This window comes from Klebsiella sp. RIT-PI-d (assembly GCF_001187865.1).
Lineage (GTDB): Bacteria > Pseudomonadota > Gammaproteobacteria > Enterobacterales > Enterobacteriaceae > Superficieibacter.
Genome location: NZ_LGIT01000009.1, coordinates 1,681,918 through 1,694,088 on the forward strand (window position 1 = coordinate 1,681,918; position 12,171 = coordinate 1,694,088).

The 12,171-nt window shown below is 37.4% G+C and carries 14 protein-coding genes; all 14 read right to left on the bottom strand.

Features of this window, described 5'->3' with window-relative positions; genetic code table 11:
* Window positions 1–14: 14 nt before the first annotated feature.
* The 14 genes from AC791_RS14330 to AC791_RS14390 all read right to left on the bottom strand — a co-directional run bounded on the left by AC791_RS14330 (window position 15) and on the right by AC791_RS14390 (window position 12,171).
* Entirely contained in the window at window positions 15–878 is an 864-nt protein-coding gene (locus AC791_RS14330) for an IpaD/SipD/SspD family type III secretion system needle tip protein (RefSeq protein ID WP_049841081.1), read from the bottom strand.
* Between the two features lie 86 nt (window positions 879–964).
* Window positions 965–1,663 (bottom strand): lytic transglycosylase domain-containing protein, encoded by a 699-nt coding sequence (locus tag AC791_RS20210; protein ID WP_077264642.1) that lies wholly within the window; start codon window positions 1,661–1,663, stop codon window positions 965–967.
* A 14-nt stretch (window positions 1,664–1,677) separates the two neighbouring features.
* Entirely contained in the window at window positions 1,678–2,769 is a 1,092-nt protein-coding gene (locus tag AC791_RS14340) for an EscU/YscU/HrcU family type III secretion system export apparatus switch protein (protein WP_049841083.1), read from the bottom strand.
* A gap of 1 nt (window position 2,770) precedes the next feature.
* Complete coding sequence (gene sctT / locus AC791_RS14345) at window positions 2,771–3,538, bottom strand: type III secretion system export apparatus subunit SctT (RefSeq protein ID WP_049841084.1); 768 nt, start codon at window positions 3,536–3,538, stop codon at window positions 2,771–2,773.
* A 12-nt stretch (window positions 3,539–3,550) separates the two neighbouring features.
* Complete coding sequence (gene sctS / locus AC791_RS19915) at window positions 3,551–3,811, bottom strand: type III secretion system export apparatus subunit SctS (protein WP_072094360.1); 261 nt, start codon at window positions 3,809–3,811, stop codon at window positions 3,551–3,553.
* A 6-nt stretch (window positions 3,812–3,817) separates the two neighbouring features.
* Complete coding sequence (locus tag AC791_RS14350; protein WP_049841085.1) at window positions 3,818–4,501, bottom strand: EscR/YscR/HrcR family type III secretion system export apparatus protein; 684 nt, start codon at window positions 4,499–4,501, stop codon at window positions 3,818–3,820.
* Window positions 4,502–4,510: 9 nt separating this feature from the next.
* Entirely contained in the window at window positions 4,511–5,422 is a 912-nt protein-coding gene (locus tag AC791_RS14355; RefSeq protein ID WP_158443036.1) for a FliM/FliN family flagellar motor switch protein, read from the bottom strand.
* An 8-nt stretch (window positions 5,423–5,430) separates the two neighbouring features.
* Window positions 5,431–6,498, bottom strand: a complete 1,068-nt coding sequence (locus AC791_RS14360; RefSeq protein WP_049841087.1) for a hypothetical protein — start codon at window positions 6,496–6,498, stop codon at window positions 5,431–5,433.
* Window positions 6,483–6,935, bottom strand: coding sequence for a hypothetical protein (locus AC791_RS14365; protein ID WP_049841088.1), 453 nt, complete (start codon window positions 6,933–6,935; stop codon window positions 6,483–6,485). Before AC791_RS14365 ends, AC791_RS14360 begins: the two co-directional genes overlap by 16 nt.
* A complete protein-coding gene (gene sctN, locus AC791_RS14370) occupies window positions 6,925–8,226 on the bottom strand; it encodes a type III secretion system ATPase SctN (RefSeq protein ID WP_049841089.1) in 1,302 nt (433 codons plus the stop codon). Before sctN ends, AC791_RS14365 begins: the two co-directional genes overlap by 11 nt.
* Complete coding sequence (locus AC791_RS14375; RefSeq protein WP_049841090.1) at window positions 8,226–8,630, bottom strand: hypothetical protein; 405 nt, start codon at window positions 8,628–8,630, stop codon at window positions 8,226–8,228. The genes sctN and AC791_RS14375 overlap by 1 nt, the downstream gene beginning before the upstream one ends.
* An 11-nt stretch (window positions 8,631–8,641) precedes the next feature.
* Entirely contained in the window at window positions 8,642–10,711 is a 2,070-nt protein-coding gene (locus tag AC791_RS14380) for an EscV/YscV/HrcV family type III secretion system export apparatus protein (protein ID WP_049841091.1), read from the bottom strand.
* Between the two features lie 13 nt (window positions 10,712–10,724).
* Window positions 10,725–11,069: a hypothetical protein gene (locus AC791_RS14385; RefSeq protein ID WP_049841092.1), complete on the bottom strand. Its 345-nt coding sequence runs from the start codon at window positions 11,067–11,069 to the stop codon at window positions 10,725–10,727.
* The gene (locus tag AC791_RS14390) at window positions 11,035–12,171 is read right to left on the bottom strand and encodes an HrpJ domain-containing protein (RefSeq protein WP_049841093.1); all 1,137 of its coding nucleotides are present in this window, start codon (window positions 12,169–12,171) and stop codon (window positions 11,035–11,037) included. Before AC791_RS14390 ends, AC791_RS14385 begins: the two co-directional genes overlap by 35 nt.

Here is a 12,171-nt window from a genome sequence, read left to right on the forward strand (position 1 = left end):
ATTTCCTGGATTAATTAGTTACTCAAAAACTGTTTATCAGTTTGATAAAGCGCATCCATTGTTGAAGACAATATTTTCGCAAGGTTATTAAAAACAGTGTTTGCCTGAGAGTATTTTTGCGCTATTATTTGCGTATCACTTTCAACTGTACTACATGCAGTATTAACACTATTTTGCCATTCACTGAAAACTTGCGTACTTACAGGTGACTTTAACTTACTGACCGCATCAAGAAGATCATTCATTGGTTCTAAATTTACATAGAATGAATAAGTGTTGCCATCTTTCGTATAAGGCAAGCCAAGCTGATCTGCCCAATAATCCGCATCTTCTTGTGAATAAACTGTAAGGATAGGAGTTGTTGACCATTTATCGATAATAGTTGTTATCTCTTTCGTTATCCCAGGAATATCGAGGTTAATATTATCTGTACCATTGTCCATATATGATGTCAGAGATGACTTAAAGGAGCTAACGTCCTGCATATATAACTGATATTGTTCTGTTACCTGTGCATATATATCCATATAGTTTTCTTGCATATAGCTAAGCTTTTCACAAACTTCATCATATATTTCCCAGTCAGATTTCACTGCTGTGGGATCGCTTTGTAAAGTACTTCTTAAAGACGGCTCATATAAAGAATGAATCTGAGTTAAAATATCTTTTGCTTTATTAACATCTATAAGCTCACCATTTTCACTGAATGATGAATGCCATTGTTTCTCATAATCAGCTAAGCGTGGCAGGAACTCTTTTTTGAATTCATCGCGGTCAAAATTTTCAAGGAATCTTCCCTCTTGCTCATTATAAGATTCAATCGGATTTGTAAACAGTCTATTGTGCATTCTACCATGTATACTGGTTATATCTGACATAACTTGTTACCTCAATGTTAATATGTTGGTTTATAATCCTTATTAAAGTAACATTACATGAAAAAAGTTACTTACATAAACTGCTCTTAAAAACTGGTAAAACGAGATTCATTATAAAGGCGTATAACATTTTTAACATAGCGCTGTGTAGATTCAAATTCTGGTATCTTGTTATTATACCGTGTTACATTTCCAATACCGGCGTGATACGCTGCCAAAACTAACTCCATATTATTATTGTATCTTGAATTAAGTTCGGATAAATATCTCACTCCCAGAGTGATATTAATTTCCGGATCGAATAATTTCTTATTATCAATCACAATCTTTTCACGCCTGGCCAGTTCGCTGGCCGTTGATGGCATTAACTGCATTAATCCAAGCGCACCCTTCGACGACATCGCGTTTGGATTATATCCGGATTCAGCTGAAATAATTGCTGCAACCAGCCCAGGATCGACACTATAACGACGTGCTTGAGTTCTGATGAAATTCATAATTTGATGATCATCAGTTTTTTTTAATCCTGATGATACAGATTGTTTAGACCATTGCATTTTTCGAGGGATCGAAACAGAATTATTTGCAAAGTATTTAATTTTTCTTCGCATATTAAAAGATAGTGATAATGAGGGCGCGCATGTATTAATGTATTTATTTTTTTTTGAATTCGAAATAACTATAATACTATGTGGGTAAGTATAGCAATGGGATTGCGCCAGTACATTACCGTTTACAGCAATGATACACAGTGCAATCAACAACGATTGTGTTACTAAACGCATAATAACTCCATTTATTACTCTTGACTTTCATCCTCTGTACCATCGATTTCAGAAGTCTGAGATATTTCCAAATCCATACTTCCAGCTTTTTCAACTTGCTCTAGCCAAGTTATAATTTGCATTATTGATGAAACGTGTTGATGCTCAACTAACATAAAAGGTTGTGCAGTTTTAAATATTGCTCGTGCTAATGGAATACTTCTAAATACTGGAACATTATTTTCTTCAGCATACTTTATTACTGCAATAGCTCTGGCATTTTTTTCAACCAAAGATATAAATGGTATCTCCATGAAGCCGCTATGGCAGAAAATTCCGATAGCAATATGTGTTGGATTTGCAAGGATAAATTTTGATTCGCGAATATCTGATTTCGTCTGCTCTGATAACATTTCTCGGTGAAGTTGCTTACGCATGCCTTTTATTTCAGGATTTCCTTCGCTATTTTTATATTCTTGTTTTACTTCCTGTTTACTCATCATAAGGTCTTTTATGTAAAGAAAAAAGTCTGCTAAAGCATCAAAGGAGATAACAACTAAAATTGGGATAAGCATATAAATAACCAATGGCGGTAATAGTCCTCGCCAGATGGAAATGAACTGTTCTAACGTTGCATTAGGTAGTGAAAATATGCTTCGTTGATGTTTTATTACAAAAAGAATGACCCCGCACGTTGACATTAGTAAATAAAAAATAGATTTAATACTATCTTTCAAAGAGCGTAAACTGAAGATTTCTTTGAATCCTGAAATTGGATTTATGCTGGCAAAATCAAGGCGAATGGCTTCAGATGCCAGATGAAAACGGGTCTGAACCATGGTTAAAATAATGGCCAGAAACAAAGAAACGCCCACTATTGAGCCAATTATTTGTAGGGCAGTAATCGCAATCATTTTTGTATATTGTTCGATAGATAGTTGCAAAAAACCTGAGCTAAATATATCAAAATAAAACATCAACTGATCGCCAGTCAATGTTACATATATAAATCCTGAAATGCCCAACAATGACAGGAAGCCAACTAAATCTTTGCTAATGAAAACCTGACCTTTTTTAGCCGATTCTTCCTTTTTCTTGTCTGTAGGTAACTCTGTTTTTTCTTCCATCTTACTGTACCATTACTCGTAGAGGTGATATTAGCTTGATTTGAAGCAATTTAGGCGTCAGCAAGGGCGTCATATAAAAAAGTAATACCAGAAAAGCGACAAAACTTTTGACTGATAATGCAACTGAAAATGCGTTTAACTGAGGTGCAAAGCGTGATAGTATTCCTATCGATATCTCAATTAAAAAGAGAGAAACAACAACTGGACCAACTAATATTACGGCTGATATCATAAGCTCATTAAGTAACATTACAATTTGATTCATTAATGCCCATGTAAAAGACATCTTCATATTTAAAGGGAATATCTCGTACGTTTCATAAAGTGATCTAACTAAGGTTGCCATACCATTATTAACTACAAAAATAGCAGCAAAATAAAAGTTCATAAATGTCCCCATGAAGGACGCATCAACGCCGATACCTGGATTCATCGTACTACTGATTGTAGCGCCACGTTGGTTATCAATGATTTCACCAATAGCTAAAACAATCCAGAATGGTATTGCAAAACAAAAACCACATATTAAACCAATAACAACCTCTTTCAATATTATAAAAATAAATGGCTCATTAGTGATATCAGCATATTGATCAGCAAGACGAGGCATAAACCCAAAAGCTATAAAAATTATTATAACGTTTTTGACAATCATTCCTCCAAGCATTTGGCTATTCAAATATGGCAACATCAGAAAAACTGGCAATAATCTTGCCATTCCAACAATAGTTACGATTATGATAATATGAAAGTCAGTGTAGTAATTCAAAAATCCTGATCCTCAGTGAACTTTGAATGCAATATTAAGTACCTCAACCGCATAGTTCCTCATAGTAGAAATAAACCATGGAGCTGTAATAAATAAACAACAACATACGGCTAAAAGCTTAACACCAAACGGCAAAGTTTGTTCCTGAATATGAGTAACGGCCTGTATTAAAGCGACAAATAATCCAACCCCTGTTGCAACAACAACAGGAAGTGCTGATAACATCAGTATTAAATACAACCCCTTATTGCTAATATAAAAAATCGTATCCACAATACTTTAACCTTTCCATAGTGATGAATATTGCATAACCATACCCGTTGCGACTTTGGACCACCCATCAATAGCTACAAAGAGAATTAATTTAATTGGTAAGGATATTGTTACAGGACTCATCATCATCATCCCTAATGCTAAAAGTATATTTGATACTACTAAATCAACGACAATAAATGGCAAATAAATATAAAACCCAAGAATGAAAGCGTCTTTAATTTCACTCAATGCGTAAGAAACTAACAGGGAAAACAGTGACGCATTTTCAGCTGTCAATTTTCCAGATAATATCCTGTCTTCCCCCGACATTTTTTGTTGTTGTGTGTATATATCATCAAAAAATTTTAATAATGATTTATCAGAAAATTTAAATAGATATTTTTTGTAGTCTCCTAGTCCTTCATCAACAAAATTTTGTACGGATTCCACACGATGAAAATCTACCTTTTCTGTAATTGAGTAGTCATAAACCTTGTTTGCAATCGGGAACATAACAAATGCAGCGAGCAAAAGTGCTAGTGAGTTTAATGTTAGTGTTGATGGAACTTGTTGTAAGCCTATTGCATTTTTAATCAGTGAAAATACGATCGAAAATTTAATGAAGCATGTGCCGCCTGCGATCAAAAAAGGAAATAATGTTGCAAAACTAAGTAATCCTATTAAAGCAATATCATTTGTCCCCCACATAATATTCCCTTAAATTGCACCATTGATGTTATGTATTTCAACGGCCAACTGGTCATCAACCCGCACCAGTTCTCCTGTAGCAATAATATGCTTTCCAACACGCAGGCTTACAGTGATATCATTATTTTCATTATGTAAAGGCAAACGCTGGTTAACATGCATATTTTGCAGTTGTGCTAGCGTCATTATTTTTTCCTCAAGGCAAAAAATGACTTTTAGCTCAAGTTTATCTAATGATAGATTATTAGCTTCGACTAAATTAACACAATCATCGGCTAAATCAGTAGTATACTCGTCCATGGATTCAGTAATCATATTATCTCCTTCTAATTTAAGATCCACCGTAAATACCCTTCCTAAAATACCAACATTAATTGGCACATGTAACATTAATAAATCACCTGCTTTAAGGCTAATCAATTCTTTATGGCTAATTTCGGTATAGCCCAAAATGATATTCATTGATAGCATAAGCTGCGACCAGTCACAGTTGTTTTTATGTTCAATCAACTCTGGGATGTTAATACTTGTGAGCTCAGCCCAAATGAATCCTGAGGTAGGATCCATTGAAATGAAAGGGCCGAATAAATTTGCTGTGTCAGCGATGCCGTCAATGAGAAATTGTGTTATTGGTTCTAATGACACAGGCATTGATATCTTATGTTCTGAAAAATAATTTTTCGCTACTTTTATAAGCAAACCATCGTCGATAAGCTCTACCGGCAACGCATGTGAATTAGCAGAACAGCGAGATAAAAGCTCATCCACATCGCAGTAAAGATTGATTTTTCTGTTCCCTAACCTGGCTACAATGCTAAAAAATTTGCCAGGCGGAAGTGAATTTAATATAAAATAATTTTTTGCATTCGTATAAGCATATTCTTCAAGTAATGCTTCACGCGCATTTACTTTACGTAGCATCACTGAATTCATGCTTCGCTCTCTTCTTCATCATTGTGCTGACGCGACTGATTGCCTTGATTATGGCCCTGAGATGTTACGGCCTCTATCTGAACCTGGGACATCTGGGTGATGCCGTTTGCGTCGAGTTGCTTCATTAATGCTCCACGCACAGTCTCATTAGAAGGAATAATATTGACATCTCTGACCGAAGATAGTGGATCGCTAAAAATTATTTTGGCTGAATGATTCTCAGAATCTCCCCAGCTTTTGAAATGCCATGTCAACTGGTCAGAGGTAACGTGCTCAGATTGTATATTTTTTGCTGTCAAAGGTAACTCAGGCACTATCTGATTCTTTTTTATCGGAGACAGGGAATCGGTATCTGCCGCAGTAAATTGCAATTCATTGGCATGATCATTTACTGATGTTAATACTCCCTGAGGAGTTATTAATTCATCTTTGTTCAGCATCCTGGACATGCTTTTATCGGTATTACTTAATTTATCTTTAAGATTTTCAGACAGGGTATGCGCTTGTTGATAAACTAATGATTCTTTCGATACTAATAAATGATTCGATGCTAACGGATCATTCGAGGCTAATGGATTATTCGGAATTACTGAATCATTCGGTGGTACTTGTGCAAAGCGGGCCGGACTGGACACTGATGATAAACGACTTTCCGCTGAAGATAAAAGCTTCTCCTGTACCTGAGCTAGTCGTGTAATTTGGCTCTTATCTGTGCCAGGGTTGTTGATAATCATGTGGTGGTTCAGATACATCCTGCGTGTAGCTTTTTTATCACCCTCGCCGGTTAGTCCGTCAGCTTTTTCACGCACCCGATTTTCAGACATGGGTTTATTACTATTCACGTAGATCGTATTGCCAGGTAAGATTACCCGCTCAGGCGGCGTTAACTGTGAAGAGAGCGCTGCCGCTAACCCCATGCCTGCCATATCTTCGTTATCATGAGAAGCTTTATGTTTCTTAAGTTTATTTTCATAGCGATCTTTAAGAGTTAAGATCTCAGTATCTTCTTGACCGCCTAATCCAGTATAGTTAGGAACGGACTTAATCTTTATTGATTTATCCATGTGACACATTCTTCAGCCGCTTGTCCATCTTTATGGATGTCTTTTCTAATACGCGATTTTCTGTCGCGCTCTGACATCCACTCCCATTTGTTCTTCTTCTTTCCATAATGCAGACGCAACTTGTACAATTGATTACGAGTTTCAATACTTTCCTCTATGAATAATTTTGTTTCTTGTGCCTGAAGCTGCAACTCTTCATAGTAAGAAAGAATAAGTGCCTCTTTACGTCTTAGTAGATATAAATCTTTTTGCGTCAATGTTGCCCCAACATGATCTTGCCATAATAGAATCAGCTGCTGCTGCAGCTCGCTTGACTGTTGACAAATATCTTGCAATTTTTCATTGAGCACATTTAATGTGTTTTCACAATCTGCGATTTGCGTAATGGTGCGACTACAATGCTCATCATAAAAACGGACCAGACGCTTAGATTGCATATAGCATATCCAGCATAACGGAAAATTCCGTATGTTCATCCATAGTCTGTTTCAGAAATTTATCAATCTTTGGCCGTAGATTTATGACAGCATCAGTTTCAGCATTTTCACCTGGGGTGTATTCACCTAGATCGAGCATCAATTGAAGTTCATCCAGACGAGCAATGTAATCACGCATCTTCGCAGCCTGACGTAGTTGTTGCGAATCGCATATAGAGGAAACAACCCGACTTGCGCTACGCAAAATATCTATTGCCGGGAAATGTCCTTTACCACCCAATTTTCTCGATAAATAAATATGCCCATCTAGTATTGAACGTATTTCGTCACCGATTGGATCAACATCGTCCTCTTCTTCAAGAAGTACTGTATAAAATGCGGTTATACTACCCTGATGTGTAGCACCACTACGTTCAAGGATACGTGGTAACGCTTCAAAAACAGATGCAGGATAACCGCGTCTGGCAGGCATCTCTCCTGCAGATAACGCCACATCGCGCAGAGCACGGGCATAGCGCGTCATAGAATCTATCATCAAAACTACTGATTTGCCGCTATCACGAAAATACTCGGCAATTGTAGTAGCAATCAAGGCTGCATTACGGCGTTCAACCGCAGGACGGTCTGAAGTGGAATAGACCACAATAGTATTGTGTTGTTTTCCATCTGGGATACCTTCTGCTAAAAATTCAGTGACCTCTCTACCACGTTCCCCTACCAGGCCAACAACGTATACATTCGCCGCAGAATGATTGATGATCATCGACATAAGAGATGACTTACCGGCACCGGCACCGGCAAATATCCCGATACGTTGCCCAACACCACAGGTTAACAGACTGTCAATGGCTCGAATTCCGGTTTGAAAAATCTCTCTTATCGGCCGACGCTCACTAAAGTCTGGTGGGAAACTTGAAATTGGACGCAATGCCGGAAGTATCGACTGCGAAGTTGGCGCTTCACTGAATCGCTGACGCACCTGGCCTTCACAATCAATCACGCAACCGAGGAGTGAATCGTCTACAGGAATCGAAAAGAATGTTCCAGTTGGAACAATGATATCCGATGTTGAAATTCCACCCGGCGATCCGAGCAAACTTAGCATTACCCCCCCATCGCCGAGACCAATAGTCTCAGCCTGGCCGATAGGTATGCTCGATTTTAACGAGCGATACAAAAAGCATCGCTCGCCCACGAAAGAGAGTTTTAATGGCGCAGTAATAATTGAACCAGTCACAGTAGATATTTTTGCATTGCAAGTGAAAAAATTGTGAATGGTCAAATCATCCATTATTTTAATACCTTATAGAATCCTTGCATAATTTCAAAGAAACTCTCCAGTACGATAGCAAATTTCTCACCGCTTTCCATAAAATCAGGATTTACAACGGTGCGCAGTTCATACGATTCGCTACCAGCTACCAGCTGAAGTTGTGAATTCATCGCCCATTCATATTCTGCAATGAGCGCTTCAATAATATTGGGCGCGCATTGAACCAATACATTAGGATTGACAGGTACTAGTTGACACCACAGAACCACATTGTCATCAACAAACGATATTAGCAACGCGGGTGAGGACTCAAATGTCAATTCAATTGTTGAATGATGGTCAATATTAGAGATGATAGATGGTTTACATCCCAGATAATCTAAAGCTTCTTTTAGAATTTCTACTAAATCAATCTGACGCATATGATATTCCCTTACAATGTATTAATAACGTTAATTTTTATGGAGTCTGAAATTTCGCCAAAAGAGAGTACTTCAAGTTCAGGATACTGTGTATCAAGCAAACGTTTCGCATAACGTCTGATATCGATAGCACTTAAAACAACAACTTCCGTTAATGGATAGTGGATTGATTGAATCCCCTGACTGAAAGCATTCATAACATATTCATTATCTTCTGGATCAAGGTTAATAAATGAGCCTGTAGATGTATTACGTATACCTTTGCGAATACGATTTTCAATCTCTGATGAAAGTAACAAAACTGACAGACTATTATTAACAGAAAATTTATCAGAAATATAGCGTGCTAATGCACCACGAACATGTTCAACAAGCAATATAGTATCACGTTCTTTACCTGCCCATGAAGCAAGAGCCTCAAGAACCACCTTCATATTACGTACTGAAATTTTTTCTTTTAACAGGCGTTGAAATACTTCTGCTACACGCTGGACGGTTGCATGACGATAAGTTTCTTTAAGAAGCTCAGGATACAACGACTCCATTTTATCGAGAATATTTTTAGTCTCTTGAATGCCAAAAAACTCAGTAATATTCTGGGAGATAATTGATTGAACGTAAGAACTTAACTCACTTTCTGCCGAACGCACAGTCAAATTTAGTGCTTTCAGTTGAGGCAGAGGCAGATCTTCGTTTTTGATCCATTGGCTCTCAGTATTAGATGAAGTTAATATCTTAATATCAACATCCATTACTTCCAGTGCATTATTCCAGTAAACAACCTTACTGTAATCAAATGCTATATGAAATTCACCGGCCTGAACCTCATTGATTAGCAAGTTTACGCAATCAGTGCTTTCAGCTGACATGGTACTTACCCGGATGTCGGGTAGCTGTATGCCAAAGTTAATATAAAAATCGCGTTTTAACATGTTTACCAGAAACCTTTCCTTTTTCTCGCTGTAAACATTTTGTGGAATAAGTAGCAATATCGGCAAGGTTTCAGGCACTATATTATTTAATTCAAAAGTTTCTTCATTGGCACTGTCCTCTTCATTCTGTTTGCGTGAAAAATTTGACATAAATGAAGTGTTGCCAGCAGCTGACTTCGATTCAGCTTTACGCTTATAAATGCGATAACCGAACAGGCTGAAAAAAAGTACAGCAAGTGTCAGAAAAACGGCCAGGGGGAACCCTGGTAACATTCCCATTAACAATGTAATAATGCCTGTCACCAATAAAACAAAATCTCGGCTAAATATTTGTTCAATAATGTTGTTGCCAAGGTTTTTACCATCTTCACTAACACGTGTAATGACGAATCCGGTGCCGACAGATATCAACAAAGCTGGAATTTGGGCAACTAGCGCATCACCGATGGTGAGAATAGTATAGACATCTGTGGCATGCGAAAAAGACATGTCCATTCGCCCCATACCGATGGAAATGCCGCCTAAAAAGTTGACAAAAATGATAGCTATACCAGCGATAGCATCACCCTTAATAAACTTCATTGTCCCGTCAAGCGCCCCAAAAAGCTGACACTCCTTCTCCAACATAGAGCGACGCTCCTGCGCAACTTCAGGATCAATAGAACCAGCACGTAGATCGGCATCGATACTCATCTGTTTTCCTGGCATCGCGTCCAGAGAAAAGCGAGCGCAAACTTCAGCTACACGTTCCGAGCCCTTTGTTATTACGATAAACTGGAAAAGTGTAATGATTGAGAAAATAATTATCCCAACGACAATATCACCACCAATGACAAAGTTACCAAATGTACTAATGATATGACCAGCATCAGCTTGAATCAGTATCATTCGGCTAGTACTGATTGACAATGCGAGTCTAAATAAAGTTGTAATCAATAATACAGAGGGCAGCGCTGAAAACTCAAGTACCTTTTGAATATAAAAAGTTCCGATAAACAGGAGTACAGAGATGCTAATATTGACTGCCAATAAAATATCAATTAGCCACGTTGGTAACGGGATAATCAACATTGCAAGGATCACAACCATTAACACTACTAAAAACAACTCTGGTCGTTGCCCCAGCTTATTTAAAAATTTCTTGAGCATATTTATCCCTGCTTTACTTATATCCCATACAACATTTGACTGCCGCATATGCATTGTTAATAACTTTGCTCAAATCTATTTCTTTTAGAAAAAAGCAATGAAATATCTTATTTTTATGCAAAAGATACTGTTCATTATTCTGCATTTCATCTTTTTTTATCTGAATAAAATCGTAAAATCTGTCAGGCGATATATAGGTTTCTGTCAATATCATATAAACATCATGAATATAGCTAACCTTAATTATCATACCACAGCATTCCAGCTGTAGCTCGCCACCATGATGTAATTTATCAAGCTGGTGTCTAAATGCAGCATCACTGTCATTCATAACGAAAGCTCTCTCTTGATGTTGCATTAAAGCTACTCATGATAATACTTAGCTCCTGATCAACCATATTTTTGAAAGTGGCGCAATCTTGCATAGTATTGGAAAAAAGAAAAAAGGGTAATGCACGTACCAGATTCTGCACAACATGCAGAAAGTGGACCTTATCATCTCTGGTGTGATATTTCATACAGCGCTTTATAAAATTAGTGGTCAAATCACCACAATTTACCGGCTCGCTGATCAAGGAAAAGAAATATTCCACAACCATAGACTGAGATTTATCCCAAGTGTCATTCAAAATACCTATACTCTTAATTCCTTTCATGAAAGACATATCAGCAGACTTTATCACGCTCAGGATAAAAGAAGTATCTAACAATGAACCAAACTCCTGGTAAGAGCAAGCAGGATCATGTGAACCAATATCACAATGCAATGATTTTATAATATACTCTAATGCCAGATAACGTTTTTCCACTCCTGCTTTTTCGATTAAAGACTTATAGATATCAATAGGTTCAATATCTTGAGATATAAAGTCTCGGTACAGATTCCGCATTGTCTCTGCATTCAAATTGAGTAGAGAACTATATTTATCAGTTTGCTGCTGTATATTTAAACCAGCTTTAATTTGCCTTTTTTTAGGGCCTGACATTAATAATTCATATGTATCTTCCAGAAGCGTCAGAGATACCCCGACTAGTTCTTCTTCATCACCACCCTCTGCCATTAATTTCTTTTTCTGAATAAATGCCTGAATGAGTAGTGCTACATCTGTTGGGTCATTATACATTTGTGACAAAACAAATAATAATTGCTTTGGAGTCATATTAGCATCTTTAGCATAACTAATTACTTTAGTTATACTTTCAGGCTTTTTCTCCTCAAGCGTCTGAGCATATTTTCTTTCAGTCTCAGCTGAAAGTGGCGCACCTTTGTCAGTACGCCTGTTCTGTAGCATTGAACTTAATAGGGCAGACAGGTCGTCTGCCATGTTCAATGCCACGGAGGTTGTTGAATAATTTGCCTTTACTTCAGCATTATCCTGCATTCTGACCAAATCATCTACAAGCTCACTAATTCCTGCTGTCGCTCCTGCTTGTGATAATGCTGAAATATTTATAGCCAT